Raw genomic sequence first — 17,876 nt, 5'->3', positions numbered from 1 at the left:
GCAATGTATACGAAGGCCGCGTGGATTCGGATCCGGATCAACCATCGAGCGATTTTGTGTATACACTGACGGCGTGACCATCATCGCCGAAGGCATGCGCGCGGGGGAGTTCGCCTATCGCGCCCTGCTCGAGGAGATCCAGTCCGGATCCCTCGCCGCCGGCACCGTCCTCGGCGAGGTGGAGCAGGCGGAGCGGCTCGGAGTGAGCCGCACGCCGCTGCGCGAGGCGCTGCGCCGGCTGACGGCGGACGGCCTCGTGGAACAGGTGTCGCCGCGCGTCACCGTGGTCGCGGCGATCGACGCCGCCGACATCCGCGACCTGTTCGTGCTGCGCCGCGCGCTGGAGGAGACCACCGCGCGCGCCGCCGCCGCAGCTCCCGACAGGGCGGAGTTCACCGCGCTCGCCGGCCGCTTCGCCGAGGCTGCACGCGCGCTCGGCGACGAGGACGGGCGGGCGCGCTACTACGCGCTCATCGCCCGCTTCGACGAGGCGCTCGACGCCGCCGTCGCGAACGACTACCTCACGGCCGCGCTGCGCACCGTCCGCACGCACCTCGTGCGCGTGCGCCGCATGGCGAAGGACAAGCCGGACCGCCTTGCCGCGAGCGCCGGGGAGCACCGGCTCATCGCCGAGGCGATCGGCGCCGGCGACGCCGACCTCGCCGCGCACGCCACGCACGTCCACCTGCACAACGCGCTCGCGAGCATCCTCGAGTCGCTCGGCCACCCCGGTGCCGAGCGCCCTGCGACGGGCTCGCGGAGTGCGCAGCGCGACGAAGGATCCCCCACGACCGAAGGAAAGAAGGCCGGAGCATGACCGTCATCCACCACCTCCGTGTGCACCGCAGCGACGAGCAGCTCGCCCGCGAGGGGCAGCTCGCCTGGCGCATCGCCGAGCTCGCCGCCGACCCCGTGGAGGTCGACGCGGACGTCGTCGACATGATCATCAACCGGGTCATCGACAACGCGGCGGTCGCGGCCGCCTCGCTCACCCGCGCCCCCGTCAGCGCCGCCCGCCAGCAGGCGCTCGACCACCCCGTCTCGGTGAACGGATCCGGATCCACCGTGTTCGGCTGCGCGCTCGAGCGCCGTACCAGCCCGGAGTGGGCGGCGTGGGCCAACGGCGTGGCGGTGCGCGAGCTGGACTACCACGACACGTTCCTGGCCGCGGAGTACTCGCACCCGGGGGACAACATCCCGCCGATCCTCGCGGTGGCGCAGCACGTCGGCGCCGACGGGCGGGCGCTGGTACGGGGCATCGCCACGGGCTACGAGATCCAGGTCGATCTGGTGAAGGCGATCAGCCTGCACGCGCACAAGATCGACCACGTCGCGCACCTCGGCCCCTCGGCCGCGGCCGGCATCGGCACGCTGCTGGGACTGAACGTCGAGACGATCTACCAGGCCGTCGGCCAGGCGCTGCACACCACCACCGCCACCCGGCAGAGCCGCAAGGGCGAGATCTCCACGTGGAAGGCGCACGCCCCCGCGTTCGCCGGGAAGATGGCGGTCGAGGCCGTCGACCGGGCGATGCGCGGCGAGACCTCGCCGAGCCCGATCTACGAGGGCGAGGACGGCGTGATCGCCTGGATGCTCGACGGGCCCGACGCGGCGTACGAGGTGCCCCTCCCCGCCGACGGCGAGCCGAAGCGCGCGATCCTCGACACGTACACGAAGGAGCACTCGGCCGAATACCAGGCGCAGGCGTGGATCGACCTCGCCCGCAAGCTGCACAACGAGCGCCCCGAGCTGGCCGACCCGGCGAACGTGGAGTCGATCGTCATCCACACCAGCCACCACACGCACTACGTGATCGGATCCGGCGCGAACGACCCGCAGAAGTACGACCCGCACGCCTCCCGGGAGACGCTGGACCACTCCATCCCGTACATCTTCGCGGTGGCGCTGCAGGACGGCACCTGGCACCACGTCGACTCCTACGCGCCCGAGCGCGCGCAGCGCGAGGACACCGTGGCCCTCTGGCGCAAGATCACCACGGCGGAGGATCCGGAGTGGACCCGCCGCTACCACTCGATCGAACCGGCCGAGAAGGCGTTCGGCGGACGCGTGGAGATCCGCCTCACCAACGGCGAGACCGTGACCGACGAGATCGCGGTGGCCGACGCGCACCCGCTCGGGGCGCGTCCGTTCGCGCGCGAGGACTACATCCGCAAGTTCCGGATCCTGGCGGAGCCGGTGCTGGAGCCGGGCGAGATCGAGCGCTTCCTCGGGCTCGCGCAGCGCCTGCCCGAGCTGACCGCCGACGAGGTGGGCCAGCTGTCCATCGTCGCGAAGCCCGGCGTGCTCGCGTCCGCCCCCGCCCCGAAGGGGCTGTTCTGATGCTGTACTCCACCACGCCCGCCGCCGAGAAGCGGCGGATCGTGCGCGAGCGGCTCGCGGCGGGGGAGCTGCTGCGCTTCCCCGGCGCGTTCAATCCGCTGAGCGCGCGGCTCATCGAACGCAAGGGCTTCGACGGGGTGTACATCTCGGGCGCCGTGCTCTCCGCCGATCTTGGGCTGCCCGACATCGGCCTGACCACGCTCACCGAGGTGGCGGGACGCGGACAGCAGATCGCCCGGATGACGGAGCTGCCGGCGATCATCGACGCCGACACCGGCTTCGGCGAGCCGATGAACGTCGCCCGCACGATCCAGACCCTGGAGGACGCGGGCCTCGCCGGCACGCACATCGAGGACCAGATCAACCCCAAGCGCTGCGGCCACCTCGACGGCAAGGCGGTGGTGGACGAGTCGACGGCGACGAAGCGGATCCGCGCCGCGGTCGACGCCCGGCGGGATCCGAACTTCCTCATCATGGCGCGCACGGACATCCGCGCCGTGGAGGGCATGGATGCCGCGGTCGACCGAGCGAAGGCCCTCGTCGACGCCGGCGCCGACGCGATCTTCCCCGAGGCCATGCGCACGCTCGCCGAGTTCGAGCGCATGGCGTCCGAGCTCGACGTGCCGATCCTCGCCAACATGACCGAGTTCGGCAAGAGCGACCTGTTCACGACGCAGCAGCTGAAGGATGCCGGCGTGAGCATCGTGATCTGGCCGGTCTCGATGCTGCGGATCGCGATGGGTGCGACCGGGCGCGCGCTGGATACGCTGAACGCGGAAGGGCATCTGACCTCGAAGCTCGGCGAGATGCAGCACCGGGCCGACCTTTACGACCTCATCGACTACGAGTCCTACAACCACTTCGACACGAACGTCTTCAACTTCACCATCGACAAGGAGCTCGGTCTCTGAGCCTTCTCGGAGACCGCGCACGAAGGAGTGACATGAGCGACCCCGACATCAAGAAGGGCCTCGCGGGCGTCGTCGTCGACACGACGGCGATCTCGAAGGTCAACCCCGAGACGAACAGCCTGCTCTACCGCGGCTACCCCGTGCAGGAGCTCGCCGCGACCCAGCCGTTCGAGGCCGTCGCCTACCTGCTCTGGAACGGCGAGCTGCCCACCGCGGAGCAGCTGGCCGACCTGCGCGCCACGGAGCGGCAGCATCGCGCGCTCGCCGAGAACGTCAAGGCCGCGATCGATCTCGTGCCGGTCGAGGCGCACCCGATGGACGAGATCCGCACCGCGGTGAGCCTGCTCGGCGCCTCGGACGCGGCGGGATCCGGATCCGTCCTCGACGCGAGCGGGACGCCTGAGCAGAACCTGGAGCGCAGCGTCCGCCTGTTCGCTGCGCTCCCGGCGATGGTCGCCTATGGACAGCGCCGCCGCCGCGGCGAGGAGCTCGTGCCGCCGCGCGACGACCTGGACTACTCCGCGAACTTCCTCTGGATGACGTTCGGCACCGAGCCGGATCCGGTGGTCGTCGACGCGTTCAACCGCTCGATGATCCTGTACGCGGAGCACTCCTTCAACGCCTCGACGTTCACGGCGCGCGTGATCACGTCGACCCTGAGCGACCTGTACTCGGCGGTGGTCGGCGCGATCGGCGCGCTCAAGGGGCCGCTGCACGGCGGCGCCAACGAGGCCGTGCTGCACATCTTCGACGAGATCGGCGAGGCGTCGAACGTGAACGCCTGGCTCGACACGGCGCTCGCGGAGAAGCGCAAGATCATGGGCTTCGGGCACCGCGTGTACAAGAACGGCGACTCGCGGGTGCCGACCATGAAGGCCGCGCTCGACACGCTCGTGGAGCACTACGACCGCCCCGACGTGGAGGAGCTGTACACGACGCTCGCCGACGAGTTCGTCGCGCGGAAGGGGATCCACCCCAACCTCGACTACCCCTCGGGGCCCGCGTACAACCTCATCGGCTTCGACACGCTGACCTTCACGCCGCTGTTCGTCGCCTCGCGGGTGACCGGCTGGACCGCGCACGTCATGGAGCAGGCCGCATCCAACGCGCTGATCCGCCCGCTGTCCGCCTACGACGGGCCCGCCGAACGGCACGTCCAGGTCTGACGGGACAGGTCTGCGAGCCTGACGCGTTCACAGGACGATCGTCATTCTGCAGGAGGATCCGAGAGGATCCGTCCTGCGGAATGGTGATCGTCCTCTGTTCTTGACGCCCGCGATCAGCTGTTCAGCCAGCGGCGCAGTGAGCGGGTGACGAAGGGCAGCACCCAGTACGTCATGATCGGGGTGAGCACGACCGTGGTCGCGAGCACGCGCAGCCAGATCGGCAGGCCGTTCCAGCCCGGCACGGGGCTCATCAGGTAGCTGAAGACGAGGTTCACCGGGAAGAACCCCAGCCAGATCGACACGGCCTGCTTCCAGCGCGGCGGCGACGGCGCCACCATGACCGTGGTCGTGCCGGTCGTCGTCGGCAGGGAGATCGTCTCGGTGGACGGCTCGTCGAACCACCCCTCGATTCCGGTGCGGCGACGCACGTGCGCGCTGCGCACGAACGGCTCGCCCATCGACAGCCACCAGGCGCGCTCGCTCGACGCCTCCCACGCGTCGAGGGCCTTCTCGTCGGCGAAGCGGTAGAGCATGTGCCAGTGGTGCGAGTCCTCGCCGTCGCGTACCCAGCCGGATCCGAGGAAGCCCGGGTGGGCGCTGGCGAGGTTCACCCCGGTCTGCACCCAGGCCGTGGCCTCGGCGATGCGGGTGGGGTCGACCTCGCGGCGGATCGACACGGTGATGGGTGCGGATGACGGCGTACCGGACATGGGGTGGGTCCTTCGGGGAAAACGTGCTTGTGGCGTCCCCGAGTGTACGCATCCCGTGTTTCCCGGATGTTGCCGATGCCCGGACCGGACGCAGGGCTGCCGGGCGCTGGCTGATGGATCCGGTCCCGTTGATGGCGTTCAGGTCGCATTTTCGGCGCCAAAACGAGCATCTTGGCGCCGAAAATGCGACCTGAACGAGAGGTGCCCCCCACTGGGGCTCCTCACGGGGAGTCCTGCGGCGGCGGTCAGTGCGCCTGCGCGACGGCGGCGGCCTGCCGGGCGGCGCCGAGCGCGACGTACTCGCCCGGCTCCGGGACCTCGACAGGCACGCCGAGGATCTCCGGCGCGATCCGGCGCACCGCCTCGGACTGCGCACCCCCGCCGATGAGCAGCGCGCGCTCGAGCGGGATGCCGAGGCCGCGGAGGGCATCGAGCCCCGCTCCGAGCCCCCGGAGCATGCCCTCGACGGCCGCGCGGGCGAGGTTCGCCCGCGTGGTGGACGCGAGCGTCATGCCGGTGAGCGACGCGGTGGCGTCGGGGAGGTTCGGGGTGCGCTCGCCCTCGAAGTACGGCAGCAGGGTGAGTCCCTCGGCGCCGGGCGGGGCCTCCAGGGCGAGGTCGCTGAGCTCGTCGTGCCCGACCGCGAGCAGGGCCGCGGTGACGTCCAGGACCCGGGCCGCGTTCAACGTGGCGACGAGCGGGAGGAAGTTCCCCGTGGCATCTGCGAAGCCCGCGACCGTGCCGGAGGGATCCGCGATCGGGGTGCGGCTGACGGCGCACACCGTGCCCGAGGTGCCGATCGATACGACCACGTCGCCGGGCTGCGCGCCCAGGCCGAGCGCGGCGGCGGCGTTGTCCCCGGCCCCGGGAGCGACCCGGCGCCCGGCCGCATCCGCGACCCGATCGGCCGGGCCCAGCACGCGCGGCAGCACGGCGTCGTGGCCGAGCGCGGCGACCAGCAGGGCGCGGTCGTAGCTGCCGTCGGCGGGGTTCCAGTAGCCCGTGCCGCTCGCATCGGAGCGGTCGGTGACGAGCTCCTCCAGCACCGGGCCGAGCGGCGACGCCCCGGCCGGGCCGTAGCCGCGCAGCCGCCAGGTCAGCCAGTCGTGCGGCAGCGCGACGGCGGCCACGCGGGCGGCGTTGTCCGGCTCGGCGTCGCGCAGCCAGCGCAGCTTGGTGATGGTGAACGACGCGACCGGCACGAGGCCCGTGCGGGCGGCGAGGTCCTGAGCGCCGAACTCGGCGATGAGGTCGGCGGCCGCCCCGGCCGAGCGGGTGTCGTTCCACAGCAGCGCATCGCGGATCACGGATCCGGACGCGTCGAGTGCGACCAGGCCGTGCTGCTGGCCGCCGATCGACCATGCCGCCACGTCGTCCAGGCCGCCGGCCTCGGCGATCGCCGAGTTGAGCGCCTGCCACCACGCCTCCGGGTCGACCGCCGTGCCGGCCGGATGCGCCGCCCGCCCGGTGCGGACGACGGATCCGGTCTCGGTGTCGATGACGACGACCTTGCACGACTGCGTGGACGAGTCCACGCCCAGCACGAGCGGCATGTCGGGTTCCTTCCGTGGAGTTCGATGGATCGAGACCCCTCCGTGGCGCCGAGACCCCCTCTGCGCAACGCGTCTGCGTGGGGGTTTCGGCGCTAGGTGGGGGTTTCGGCGCCGGGTGGGGCCGCGGGACTCAGCGGGCGCCGAGGAGGTGCTCGGTGGCCAGCTGCTGCAGGCGCACGAAGCCGAAGCCCTTGCCGCCGAAGTAGGCGTTCGCGTCGAAGTCCTCGTAGGCCGAGCGGTCGGCGAGGAAGTCGTCGTAGCTCTCGCCCTGCCCGAGGGTCGGGGTGGACAGTTCGTCGACACGGGCGGCCGCCAGCGCCTCCTGCACCTCGGGGTCCGCGCGGAAGGCCGCGGCGCGCTCCTTGAGCAGCAGGTAGGTGCGCATGTTCGCGCTCGCCGAGTCCCAGACGCCGTTCTCGTCCTCGGTGCGGGAAGGCTTGTAGTCGAAGTGACGCGGGCCGTCGTAGGCGGGGACGCCGCCGGGGCCGCCGTTCTCGAGCAGGTCGACGAGGGCGAACGCGTTGTGCAGATCGCCGTGGCCGAACACCAGATCCTGGTCGTACTTGATGCCGCGCTGGCCGTTCAGGTCGATGTGGAAGAGCTTGCCGTGGTACAGCGCCTGCGCGATGCCGGCGGCGAAGTTGAGCCCGGCCATCTGCTCGTGGCCGACCTCGGGGTTGAGGCCCACGAGCTCGGGGCGCTCGAGCGAGTCGATGAACGCGAGCGCGTGCCCGAGGGTGGGGAGCAGGATGTCGCCGCGGGGCTCGTTCGGCTTCGGCTCGATCGCGAAGCGGATGTCGTAGCCCTTGTCCGTCACGTAGTCGCCGAGCAGGTTCACGGCCGCGCGGTAGCGCTCCAGCGCCGCGCGGATGTCCTTCGCGGAGTCGTACTCGGCACCCTCACGGCCACCCCACATGACGAAGGTCTTGGCGCCCAGCTCGGCGCCGAGGTCGAGCTGGCGCAGCACCTTGCGCAGCGCGTAGCGGCGCACGGCCCGGTCGTTAGAGGTGAAGCCGCCGTCTTTGAAGACCGGCGCGCTGAAAAGGTTGGTGGTGACCATCGGCACCACGAGGCCGGTGTCGGCCAGCGCCCCCTTGAGGCGGTCGATCTGGGTCTGCCGCTCCGCCTCGGTGGATCCGAACGCGAACAGGTCGTCGTCGTGGAAGGTCAGGCCGTAGGCGCCGAGCTCGGCGAGCTTCTCGACGACGTGCACGACGTCGAGCGCCGGTCGGGTCGGTCCGCCGAACGGGTCGGCGCCGTTGTAGCCGACGGTCCAGAGTCCGAACGAGAACTTGTCCTCGCGAGTGGGGGTGAGTGCCATGATGATCCGCCTTCAGCGTCCTCGATGAAAAGTTGTAGTTGAGAACATATCAGGGGATCCGGGCGCTCGCAACGCCGTCTCGCGCCGCGTTCCAACGCGCCGCGCTTGGCCGGCCGCGTTCGGCCGCGAGACTGCATCTGCGCGACGAGACTGCCGTCGACTGTCGCAGTCTCGTCGCGTGGTTGCAGTCTCGCGGTCTGAGGGGGCGCGACCGGGGCGAAGCGTCAGCGCGTGGGGGAGGCCGTCGAGCCGCGGACGATGAGCTCGGCCGGCATCCGCACCTGCTCGTGCGTTCCGCCCTCGAGCGTCGCCAGCAGCAGGCGCACCGCCTCGGCGCCCATCGCTGCGAGCGGCTGGCGCACCGTGGTGAGCTGCGGCGTGTGCGCGGTCGCCTCGGGCACGTCGTCGAAGCCCACCACGGAGAGATCCTCCGGGACCCGCAGCCCGCGCTCCACGGCGACGCGGATCATCTCCATGGCGGACAGGTCGTTGGCGGCGAACACCGCTGTGGGTGCGTCGGGGAGCTCGAGGAGGGCGTGTGCGCCCGCCGTCGTCACGGCGGCGCGATAGCCGCCGTCGACCACGAGCGCGGGATCGAAGGGGATCCCGGCGGCGTCGAGCGCGCGCCGGTAGCCGCGCTCGCGCTGGTGCGCCGAGGCGAGGTCGGTGCGCCCGCGCACGTGCGCGATCCGGCGGTGCCCCAGTGAGACGAGGTGCTCGGTCGCCGCGTACCCGCCCTCCTCATTGCGCACGCTGACCGTCGCCGGGCCCTCGTCCGTGCCCGCGGAGGGGTCTATGGCCACGAACGGCACCGGGGCCTCGGCCGGCATCGTCGTCGGCGTGACGAGGATGGCGCCGTCGATGAGCGTGCCGCCGAGGCGGGACAGTGAGCGGCGCTCCCATCCGAGGTGCTCTCCCGCGGAGACGCTTCCCGCGTACGCGAGCACGTCGAACCGGGTCCCGTGCAGCGCGGAGGAGACGCCCTGTAGCAGCTGGACGGCGAAGGGCTCGAACTCCGCGACCAGCACGCCGATGACGTCGGTCCGGCGTCGCCGCATGGATGTCGCCACGAGTGAGCTCTCGTAGCCGAGGCGTGCGACGACCTCCTGCACGTGCTCCAGTGTCGCGGGGGAGACGCCGTCGCGGCCGTTGATCGCCTTCGAGACGGTCGCCACAGAGACGCCTGCCGCCTGGGCGACGTCATGGATCGTGATGCGTCGGCTCATGGATCCAACTTAGCGATGGAAAACGTTATCGATATCGTTTGACATGCGCGGGATCGCGGTGTCAGAGTAGGTCCACGGCACATTCGCTGTAGCTGACAACAAATTGTCGGCCGCGGTGCTGGAACTCGACGATGAGGAGAAACACAGCATGAAGATCCGCAAGGTGCTGACCGCCGCCGTGGCGCTCGCGGCCGTGGGGGCGATCACCCTCACCGGCTGCTCCGGAGGCTCCGGCAGCGGCAACGAGGGCGGCAAGCAGACGCTGACCCTGTGGCAGAACTCGACCACGGGCGACGGCAAGAAGTTCTGGACCGACGCGGCCGAGGCGTTCCACAAGGCCAACCCCGACGTGACGATCAAGGTCACCTCGATCCAGAACGAGGACATGGACGGCAAGCTGCAGACCGCCGTCAACTCGGGTGACATGCCCGACATCTTCATGGCCCGCGGCGGCAGCAAGCTCGCCGACGTCGTGGCCGCCGGCAAGGTCAAGGACCTGACGGACAAGATCGACCCCGACGTCAAGAAGGCGATCGGCGACGCGGCCTTCAGCGCCTTCACGGTCGACGGCAAGATCTACGGCGTCCCCACCGCGGTGCTGCCGGGCGGCATCTTCTACAGCAAGGACCTGTTCGCCAAGGCTGGCATCACCGAGACCCCGAAGACCCTGGACGACCTCGAGGCCGACATCACCAAGCTCAAGGCGGCCGGCATCGCCCCGATCGCCCTGGGGGCGAAGGACGCCTGGCCGGCCGCGCACTGGTACTACTTCTTCGCGGTGCGCGCCTGCGGCAAGGACCTCATCACCAACCTCGCCACGAAGAAGGACTTCAAGGACGGCTGCTGGCTGACCGCGGCGGACAACCTGCAGAAGTTCGCGCAGGTCGAGCCCTTCAACGAAGGCTTCCTCACCACGTCGGCGCAGCAGGGCGCCAACTCGTCGGCCGGCCTGGTCGCGAACCACAAGGCGGCGATGGAGCTCATGGGCGCCTGGGATCCGGGCGTGATCGCCAGCCTGACCCCCGACCAGAAGCCGCTCGCGGATCTGGACTGGTTCCCGTTCCCCGAGGTCTCCGGAGGCAAAGGCGAGGCGGGTGCGATGATGGGCGGCCTCGACGGCTACTCGTGCTCCGAGAAGTCGCCGTCCTCCTGCGAGAAGTTCCTCAACTTCGTCTCGTCCAAGGAGTGGCAGGAGAAGTACGCCGTCGCGTTCCAGACCATCCCGGCCAACCAGGACGCCAAGGGCGCCGTCGACAACGCGTCGCTGAAGCCCCTGATGGCGGCCTACGGCGAGGCCCCGTACGTCGCGCTCTGGCTCGACACCGCCCTGGGGCAGAACGTCGGCAACGCGCTGAACACCGGCGTGGTCGAGATGCTCGCAGGGCAAGGCGACCCGAAGACCCTCATCCAGAAGATCACCGACGCTGCGGCGAGGGGCTGAGCAAGAGCGATGACTGGCACCCAGGCGATGGCCGGGGCCGTGGCGGAGAGCGGCCGCCGCACCGGGACGGGGACCTCCCCGGCTCCGGTGCGGCGGACTCGCGCCGACTGGCGCAAGCGCGGGGAGATCGCGCTGCTCTCCGGACCCGCCCTGCTGATGTTCGTCGGATTCGTCATCCTCCCTGTGGTGATGGCGTCCGTCTACGGCTTCTTCAAGTGGAACGGTTTCGGCTGGCCGACGCAGTTCGTCGGCTTCGACAACTACATCCACATGTGGCAGGACCACACGTTCCGCGACGCGGTCGTGCACAACTTCGTGATCGTCGTGCTCTCGCTCGTGCTGCAGGGGCCGATCGCGATCCTGTTCGCGCTGCTGCTGAACCAGAAGTTCCGCGGGCGCTCGCTGATCCGGGTGCTGATCTTCGTGCCGTACGTGATCTCCGAGGTCATCGTCGGCACCGGCTGGAGCCTGATGATGCAGGACTCCGGCGCCGTGAACTCGCTGCTCGGGAAACTCGGCCTCGGGTTCCTCAAGCACTCCTGGCTGGCGGATCCGAAGCTCGCCCTCTGGACGCTGATGATCATCATCACCTGGAAGTACATCGGCTTCGCGGTCATCCTCATGCTCGCCGGAATGCAGTCCATCCCTGAGGAGCTGTACGAGGCCGCGGCCATCGACGGCGCGGGGTTCTGGAAGATCCAGTGGCACATCACGGTGCCGCTGCTCGGGCCGACGATCCGGATCTGGGCGTTCCTGTCGATCATCGGCGCGCTGCAGCTCTTCGACCTGGTCAACATCATCTGGGGTCAGTACATCGCGGCCACGGCCGGCACCTCGACCATGGCGACCTACATGTACCAGAACGGGCATCTCGCCGGCAGCTACGGCTACGGCAACGCCGTCGCCGTGATGCTCTTCCTGATCACCCTCGTCGTCGCGCTGATTTATCAGCGGTTCGTGCTGCGGCGCGACACCGAAGGCGCCCTCACGGGCGACAGCCGAAAGGGCCGCAGATGACCACCGACACCCTCCGCACCACGGCGATCGTGCAGCCGCGCGACCGCAGGGGCGCCCGCCGCTCGCCCAAGGCCCCGTGGGGCAGCCCCGGGCTGTACCTGATCGCGATCGTGCTCGTGACGATCTGCATCACGCCGGTGCTCTACATCATCATCGGCGGCTTCCGCACCAACTCGCAGATCACCAAGGATCCGTCCGGCTTCCCGGCACCGTGGCAGTTCGGCAACTACTCGGACGTGCTCGCCGGATCCGAGTTCTGGACCGCCCTGGTCAACTCGACCATCGTGGCGATCGGCACGACCCTCGGCGCGGTGCTGCTCGGCGTGATGGCGGCGTACGTGCTCGCCCGGTACGAGTTCGCCGCCAAGCCGGTCATGTACGCCCTGTTCGCGGCGGGGCTGATGTTCCCTGTCACGGTCGCGATCACCCCGCTGTACCTGCTGATCCGCAACCTCGGACTGGTGAACAGCCTCGCCGGGATCATCGTGCCGCAGATCGCGTTCGCGCTTCCCGGCACCATCGTCATCCTCGTGCCGTTCCTGCGCGCGATCCCGAAGGAGCTCGAGGAGGCGGCGGCGATCGACGGCGCCTCCCGCCTCGGCTTCTTCTGGCGGATGGTGGTCCCGCTGAGCCTGCCGGGCGTCATCACGGTCGGCATCCTCGCGTTCGTCGGATCCTGGAACGGGTACATGCTGCCGCTGTTCATCCTCAACGACCCGAGCCTGTTCACCCTGCCGCTCGGCGTGCAGAACTTCTCCTCGCAGTACTCGGTCGACACCGCCCGCGTGCTCGCCTACACCTCGCTGTCGATGCTGCCCGCGCTCATCTTCTTCAGCCTCTTCGAACGCCGCATCGTGGGCGGCCTGACCGGCGCGGTGAAGGGCTGAGCATGACTTCGGACACGTCGCTGGAGACCGTCGTCGCGGGCGAGGAGCTTCCCGCCTTCCCGATCGCCGGTGAGCGGGTCGGCGAGCTGCTCGCCCGGATGACCCTCGAGGAGAAGGCCGCGCAGCTCGTCGGATACTGGCTCGACCAGGGCGGCGAGGTCGTGGCTCCGCTGCAGAACGAGATGGCGGCGGCGGGCCGCCACGACACGCTCGCCGAGGTCACCCGCGACGGCATCGGCCACTACACCCGCGTGTACGGCACTCGGCCCGTCGAGCCTGCGGAGCGCGCAGCGTGGCTCTGGTCCGAGCAGCGCCGGCTGAAGCGCGAGACGCGGCTCGGCATCCCCGCGCTCGTGCACGAGGAGTGCCTGACCGGACTCGCCGCGTGGAAGGCCGCGACCTTCCCGACGCCGCTGGCGTGGGGCGCCTCGTTCGATCCCGATCTGGTCGCCGAGATGGGTGCGCTCATCGGGGAATCGATGCGCGGCCTCGGCATCCACCAGGGGCTCGCGCCGGTGCTGGACGTCGTGCGCGACCCGCGGTGGGGGCGCGTCGACGAGTGCATCGGCGAGGACCCGTATCTCGTCGGCACCATCGGCACCGCCTACGTCCAGGGCCTGCAGTCGGCCGGGGTGCACGCCACCCTGAAGCACTTCCTCGGGTACTCCGGCTCCGGCGCCGGCCGCAACCACGCTCCGGTGCACGCAGGGCCGCGCGAGGTGGCGGACGTGTTCCTGCCGCCCTTCGAGATGGCGATCCGCGACGGCGGCGTGCGCAGCGTGATGAACAGCTACGCCGAGATCGACGGCGTGCCGGTGGCGTCGGATCCGGCGCTGCTCACCGGCCTGCTCCGGGAGCGGCTCGGCTTCGACGGGGTCGTCGTCGCCGACTACTTCGCCGTGGCCTTCCTCGAGGTCATGCACGCCGTCGCCGCGGACCGCGGCGAGGCCGCGGCGCTCGCGCTGCGGGCCGGGATCGATGTCGAGCTGCCGTCGGGTGACGCCTACCTCGAGCCGCTGGTCGAGCGGGTGCGCAGCGGCGCGATCGCCGAGGCATACCTCGACCGGGCCGTGATCCGGGTGCTGACGCAGAAGGAGCAGCTCGGCCTCCTCCACCCCGGCGCCTTCGAGGACGAGCCTCCCGCCGAGATCGACCTCGACACGCCACGGCACCGCGACGTCGCCCGGCGGCTGGCCGCGGAATCGCTCGTGCTGCTGTCGAACGACGGCGTCCTGCCGTTGGCGGCGTCCGCGCGGCGCATCGCGCTGATCGGTCCGAACGCCGACCGCTCCGACGCCCTGCAGGGCTGCTACTCCTTCGCGAACCACGTGCTCGCGCACCACCCCGAGTTCGAGACGGGGATCGCCATCCCGACGGTGCGCGAGGCGCTCGCCGCCGCCGTGCCCGACGCGGAGCTCGTGCACGTGCGCGGCGCCGACGTCGAGGGCGCCGACACCTCGGGCTTCGCCGAGGCGGAGCGCGCCGCCGCCGACGCCGACGTCGCGATCGTCGTGGTCGGCGACCAGGCCGGTCTCTTCGGGCGGGGCACCGTGGGCGAGGGCAACGACGCGGAATCCCTCGACCTCCCCGGCGTGCAGCGCGAGCTGGTCGAGCGCGTCGTGGCGACGGGAACGCCGGTCGTCATGGTCGTGCTCTCCGGCCGCCCCTACGCCATCGGCTGGGCGCTCGACGACGGCGCGGCGCGCCCCGGCGCCGTGCTGCAGGCCTTCTTCCCCGGCGAGGAGGGCGGCACCGCGATCGCCGACGTGATCACCGGCGCGGTCTCGCCGTCGGGGCGGCTTCCGCTGAGCCTGCCGCGATCCTCGGGCGCGCAGCCGTACAGCTATCTGCATCCGATCCTCGGCGGTCCGTCGGAGGTGACCTCGGCGGATCCGACGCCGCTGCGGCCGTTCGGGTTCGGGCTGTCGTACACGAGCTTCGCCTACGAGGGGTTCGCGGTCTCGGCCGAGGCCCGCACCGACGGCGCCTTCACGGCGACCGTGACCGTCGCGAACACCGGCGCGCGGCGCGGTGCCGAGGTGGTGCAGCTGTACGGACGCGACGTCGTCGCGAGCGTCACCCGGCCCGTGGCGCAGCTGCTCGGCTACGCCCGCGTGGAGCTCGACCCCGGCGAGCGCCGCACGCTGCGCTTCGACGTGCCGGCCGCGCGGTTCGCGTTCAGCGACCGCACCCTGGCCCGGGTCGTCGAGCCCGGCGATGTGCACGTCTGGGCGGCGGCGCACGCCGAGGCCTCTGCGCCCGCCCCTGGGACCGAGAGCGCCGAGGTCGGCGACGTCACCGGAGGCGCCATCTCCAACGAGCGGGCGCAGGTGCACCGGGTGCTCCCCGGCGCGGCCACGGCGCCGCTGCCGGTGCAGCTGACCGGCGATGTGCACGAGGTCGGCGCGGCGGACGCCCGGCAGGTGGCGGTGTCGATCGCGTGATCCAGGTCGCGAACCCCATCCTCTCCGGCTGCCATCCGGATCCGTCGATCTGCCGGGTGGGCGAGTGGTACTACCTGGTCACCTCGACCTTCGAGTACCTGCCGGGACTGCCGGTGCTGCGCTCGCGGGATCTGGTGCGCTGGGAGACCGTCGGGCATGTGATCGACCGCCCCGGGATGCTGGACTTCGACGGGATCGGATCCTCCGGCGGCCTCTACGCACCGACCATCCGGCACGGGCGCGGACTGTTCTGGGTCGCGTGCACGCTCGTCGACCGGGAGGATCCGTCCCGAGGCGGCAACTTCCTCGTGACGGCGACCGACCCGGCGGGCCCGTGGAGCGATCCCGTGATGCTCGACGCCGTGGGCATCGATCCGTCGATCGCCTTCGACGACGAGGGGCGCGTCTGGGTGCACGGCACCCGCCTCGCTGCCGAGCCCGAGTGGCACCACCAGACCGAGGTCTGGGTGCGCGAGTACTCGCCGGAGCAGCGGGCCCTCATCGGCGACGAGCACGTGATCTGGCGCGGCGCCGTGCGCGGCGCGGTGTGGGCCGAGGGTCCGCACCTGTACCGGCTCGACGACGGCTGGCTCCTGCTCGCGGCCGAGGGCGGCACCGAGTTCCACCATGCGGTGAGCGTGGCGCGCGCCGACGAGATCACCGGTCCGTACGGCGGCAACCGCGCGAACCCGGTGTTCACGCATCGGCACCTGGGGCGGACGAGTCCGGTGATCGGCGCCGGTCACGCCGACCTGGTGCAGGCGCCGGACGGATCCTGGCTCGCCGTGATGCTCGCGATGCGCGCCGAGGACGGCCGGCACTACCCGCTCGGCCGGGAGACGTTCCTCTGCCCGGTGGCGTGGGAGGACGGCTGGCCCGTGTTCGCCCCGGGCGAGGGGCTGCTGCCCGCGACGGTGCCGATCCCCTGGGCGAGCGAGGACGCGCCGTCCGGATCCTGGCAGCCCGACGACCGCGTGGCGGGCGTCGTCACCCCGTCCGATCCCCGGTGGACGGCGCTGCGCGTCCTGCCTGCGGAGGTCGCGGCGGCGGACGGCGACGCCTGGCGGATGCCTGTGCGCGCGGCGACCCTGCACGACGCGTCGTCGCCGGCGTTCCTCGGGGTGCGCCAGCAGCACGCGGACGTCGACGTGCGCTGCGTGCTGGACGTGCGCGGTCTCGCCGAGGGCGAGAGCGCCGGCCTCGTGCTGCGGCAGTCGGAGCAGGACCACGTCGCGGTCGCCGTCACCCGCACGCCGGACGGACTGCGCCTCGCGTCCGACCGCTGCCACGGCGGGGAGACCGAGCAGCGGGAGATCGGCGCGCTGCCCGAGGCGGACGAGGTGGAGCTGTCCCTGCGCGGCCGGGGGTTCGACTACGCGCTCCGCTGCGGAGATGCCGACGTGATCGAGGCCGACGGGCGCGAGCTCGACGCCTCGTCGACGGGCGGGTTCCTCGGGCTGTGGATCGGGGTCTGCGCCACGAGCGCCGGCGCGGAGCCGCGGGGCGAGGTGCGCATCACGCGGTTCGAGTACGCGCCTGCGCGCGGGGGGAGCGGCGATCGGTAGCCTGGAGTCCCACCGCGTGCAGGAAGCGAGACGACGCATGAACCAACGCGCCACGACCGTCGAAGGGGTGCGGCGCACCAATCTCGCCGAAGTCCTGCGTCTCGTGCATCACTCGGGGCCGCGGTCGCGGGCCGTGATCACCGGGGAGACCGGGCTGAACCGCTCCACCGTGTCCGATCTGGTCGGGCGGCTGGTCGAGGCGGGCCTCGTCGAGGAGCACGAGCCCGATCCCACGCGGCGTGTGGGGCGCCCGTCGCCGGTCGTCGTGCCGAGTCCGGACGTGGTCGCGATCGGCGTCAACCCCGAGATCGACGCCGTCGAGATCGGCGCGGTCTCACTCGGCGGCGCGGTGCGGGAGCGGGTGCGGATCCCGGTCGAGCAGCCGGAGGTCGCGGACGTCGTCGAGATCGTGGACCGCGTCGTGGGCGAGTGGCGCGGCGGAGTGCTGCGCGGTTGCCGCATCGCGGGCGTCGGCGTCGCCGTCCCCGGGCTCGTGCGCGCGTCGGACGGCCTGGTGCGGTTCGCCCCGCACCTCCTCTGGCGCGACGCCGACATCGCCGGCCCCCTCCGCGCCGTCCTGGGCGTCGACGTCGTCGTGGGCAACGATGCCTCGCTCGGCGCGCGTGCCGAGCGGCTGTTCGGCGCGGCCAGGGAGCACGAGGACGTGGTGTACCTGAACGGCGGCGCGAGCGGCATCGGCGGCGGCCTCATCCTGCACGGCACGCTCATCGGCGGCGTCGGCGGGTACGCGGGGGAGTGGGGCCAGACCGCCGCGAGCGTCGCGGACGCGGCGGACCGGCGCGCGGAGGGCGGCGTGCTCGAGGACGAGGTGAATCGTGCGCGGCTGGTGCAGGCGACGGGTCTCGCCGAGCCGGACGACGAGGAGCTCCGGGCGACGCTGGCGGGCTCCGGTGCGGGCTCCGGTGCGGCCGCCGAGGTCGCGCGGCAGCGGCGCATCCTCACCGCCACGCTCGGCAACGCGGTGAACGTGCTGAACCCGGCGATGATCGTGCTGGGCGGCTTCCTCGCGATCCTGCGGGACCTGGATCCGGAGGCCTTCGACGACGAGGTCCGGCGCCGCGCGCTCGCCGCATCGGCCGAGGGCCTGCAGATCTCCGCCGCCGCGCTCGGCGCGGACCGCCTGCTGATCGGCGCCGCGGACGCGGCCTTCGAACGGCTGCTCGCGGATCCGCTCGGCTGACCCCTTCCGGGGGCGTCGGGCGTCCTTCGTCTCGCTGCGCTCGCTCAGGAACCGGGCGTTTCAACCGGTCCCTGAGCGAGGAGCGCAGCGACGA

Annotated in this window: 14 protein-coding genes; 10 read left to right on the top strand and 4 right to left on the bottom strand. The window is 71.4% G+C overall.

Annotated features, from left to right (window positions below):
* Positions 1-94 precede the first annotated feature (94 nt).
* Genes ACYQ1L_RS17150 through ACYQ1L_RS17135 form a run of 4 tightly spaced genes read left to right on the top strand, consistent with a single transcriptional unit; the run spans position 95 to position 4,417 of the window.
* The gene (locus ACYQ1L_RS17150; protein ID WP_460005848.1) at positions 95-817 is read left to right on the top strand and encodes a GntR family transcriptional regulator; all 723 of its coding nucleotides are present in this window, start codon (positions 95-97) and stop codon (positions 815-817) included.
* Positions 814-2,340, top strand: a complete 1,527-nt coding sequence (locus ACYQ1L_RS17145; protein ID WP_460005224.1) for an MmgE/PrpD family protein — start codon at positions 814-816, stop codon at positions 2,338-2,340. The genes ACYQ1L_RS17150 and ACYQ1L_RS17145 overlap by 4 nt, the downstream gene beginning before the upstream one ends.
* Entirely contained in the window at positions 2,340-3,251 is a 912-nt protein-coding gene (gene prpB, locus ACYQ1L_RS17140; protein WP_460005223.1) for a methylisocitrate lyase, read from the top strand. The genes ACYQ1L_RS17145 and prpB overlap by 1 nt, the downstream gene beginning before the upstream one ends.
* Positions 3,252-3,283: 32 nt before the next feature.
* Positions 3,284-4,417, top strand: a complete 1,134-nt coding sequence (locus ACYQ1L_RS17135; RefSeq protein WP_460005222.1) for a bifunctional 2-methylcitrate synthase/citrate synthase — start codon at positions 3,284-3,286, stop codon at positions 4,415-4,417.
* A gap of 113 nt (positions 4,418-4,530) precedes the next feature.
* On the opposite strand, the gene ACYQ1L_RS17130 is transcribed toward ACYQ1L_RS17135, so the two are convergent.
* The 4 genes from ACYQ1L_RS17130 to ACYQ1L_RS17115 all read right to left on the bottom strand — a co-directional run bounded on the left by ACYQ1L_RS17130 (position 4,531) and on the right by ACYQ1L_RS17115 (position 9,227).
* Positions 4,531-5,127 (bottom strand): antibiotic biosynthesis monooxygenase, encoded by a 597-nt coding sequence (locus ACYQ1L_RS17130; RefSeq protein WP_460005221.1) that lies wholly within the window; start codon positions 5,125-5,127, stop codon positions 4,531-4,533.
* 245 nt (positions 5,128-5,372) lie between these two features.
* Positions 5,373-6,680, bottom strand: coding sequence for a xylulokinase (gene xylB / locus ACYQ1L_RS17125; protein WP_460005220.1), 1,308 nt, complete (start codon positions 6,678-6,680; stop codon positions 5,373-5,375).
* A 130-nt stretch (positions 6,681-6,810) separates the two neighbouring features.
* A complete protein-coding gene (gene xylA, locus ACYQ1L_RS17120) occupies positions 6,811-8,001 on the bottom strand; it encodes a xylose isomerase (RefSeq protein ID WP_460005219.1) in 1,191 nt (396 codons plus the stop codon).
* A 224-nt stretch (positions 8,002-8,225) separates the two neighbouring features.
* The gene (locus ACYQ1L_RS17115; protein ID WP_460005218.1) at positions 8,226-9,227 is read right to left on the bottom strand and encodes a LacI family DNA-binding transcriptional regulator; all 1,002 of its coding nucleotides are present in this window, start codon (positions 9,225-9,227) and stop codon (positions 8,226-8,228) included.
* A gap of 148 nt (positions 9,228-9,375) precedes the next feature.
* Here ACYQ1L_RS17115 and ACYQ1L_RS17110 point away from each other — a divergent pair, with 148 nt between their 5' ends.
* From ACYQ1L_RS17110 to ACYQ1L_RS17085, 6 genes are read left to right on the top strand one after another with little or no spacing between them, the layout of a single operon-like run.
* Positions 9,376-10,668, top strand: a complete 1,293-nt coding sequence (locus ACYQ1L_RS17110) for an extracellular solute-binding protein (protein ID WP_460005217.1) — start codon at positions 9,376-9,378, stop codon at positions 10,666-10,668.
* A 9-nt stretch (positions 10,669-10,677) separates the two neighbouring features.
* The gene (locus ACYQ1L_RS17105) at positions 10,678-11,685 is read left to right on the top strand and encodes a carbohydrate ABC transporter permease (protein ID WP_460005216.1); all 1,008 of its coding nucleotides are present in this window, start codon (positions 10,678-10,680) and stop codon (positions 11,683-11,685) included.
* Complete coding sequence (locus ACYQ1L_RS17100; RefSeq protein WP_460005215.1) at positions 11,682-12,572, top strand: carbohydrate ABC transporter permease; 891 nt, start codon at positions 11,682-11,684, stop codon at positions 12,570-12,572. The genes ACYQ1L_RS17105 and ACYQ1L_RS17100 overlap by 4 nt, the downstream gene beginning before the upstream one ends.
* Before the next feature lie 2 nt (positions 12,573-12,574).
* A complete protein-coding gene (locus ACYQ1L_RS17095; RefSeq protein ID WP_460005214.1) occupies positions 12,575-15,016 on the top strand; it encodes a beta-xylosidase/alpha-l-arabinosidase in 2,442 nt (813 codons plus the stop codon).
* Entirely contained in the window at positions 15,013-16,581 is a 1,569-nt protein-coding gene (locus ACYQ1L_RS17090; RefSeq protein WP_460005213.1) for a glycoside hydrolase family 43 protein, read from the top strand. The genes ACYQ1L_RS17095 and ACYQ1L_RS17090 overlap by 4 nt, the downstream gene beginning before the upstream one ends.
* A 37-nt stretch (positions 16,582-16,618) precedes the next feature.
* Entirely contained in the window at positions 16,619-17,782 is a 1,164-nt protein-coding gene (locus ACYQ1L_RS17085) for an ROK family transcriptional regulator (protein ID WP_460005212.1), read from the top strand.
* Positions 17,783-17,876 lie beyond the last annotated feature (94 nt).

It is taken from the genome of Microbacterium xylanilyticum (assembly GCF_054654695.1).
Note: the sequence above shows the minus strand (reverse complement) of the source record. Positions and strands in the feature narration are given on the sequence as shown.

Bases quoted from the DNA above. Each gene is read 5' to 3' on its own strand.
- ACYQ1L_RS17110 (WP_460005217.1), top strand. From the start codon at position 9,376: ATGAAGATCCGCAAGGTGCTGACCGCCGCCGTGGCGCTCGCGGCCGTG.
- xylA (WP_460005219.1), bottom strand. From the start codon at position 8,001: ATGGCACTCACCCCCACTCGCGAGGACAAGTTCTCGTTCGGACTCTGG.
- ACYQ1L_RS17145 (WP_460005224.1), top strand. From the start codon at position 814: ATGACCGTCATCCACCACCTCCGTGTGCACCGCAGCGACGAGCAGCTC.
- ACYQ1L_RS17105 (WP_460005216.1), top strand. From the start codon at position 10,678: ATGACTGGCACCCAGGCGATGGCCGGGGCCGTGGCGGAGAGCGGCCGC.
- ACYQ1L_RS17135 (WP_460005222.1), top strand. From the start codon at position 3,284: ATGAGCGACCCCGACATCAAGAAGGGCCTCGCGGGCGTCGTCGTCGAC.
- ACYQ1L_RS17100 (WP_460005215.1), top strand. From the start codon at position 11,682: ATGACCACCGACACCCTCCGCACCACGGCGATCGTGCAGCCGCGCGAC.
- ACYQ1L_RS17115 (WP_460005218.1), bottom strand. From the start codon at position 9,227: ATGAGCCGACGCATCACGATCCATGACGTCGCCCAGGCGGCAGGCGTC.
- ACYQ1L_RS17085 (WP_460005212.1), top strand. From the start codon at position 16,619: ATGAACCAACGCGCCACGACCGTCGAAGGGGTGCGGCGCACCAATCTC.
- ACYQ1L_RS17095 (WP_460005214.1), top strand. From the start codon at position 12,575: ATGACTTCGGACACGTCGCTGGAGACCGTCGTCGCGGGCGAGGAGCTT.
- ACYQ1L_RS17130 (WP_460005221.1), bottom strand. From the start codon at position 5,127: ATGTCCGGTACGCCGTCATCCGCACCCATCACCGTGTCGATCCGCCGC.
- ACYQ1L_RS17150 (WP_460005848.1), top strand. From the start codon at position 95: ATGCGCGCGGGGGAGTTCGCCTATCGCGCCCTGCTCGAGGAGATCCAG.
- prpB (WP_460005223.1), top strand. From the start codon at position 2,340: ATGCTGTACTCCACCACGCCCGCCGCCGAGAAGCGGCGGATCGTGCGC.
- xylB (WP_460005220.1), bottom strand. From the start codon at position 6,680: ATGCCGCTCGTGCTGGGCGTGGACTCGTCCACGCAGTCGTGCAAGGTC.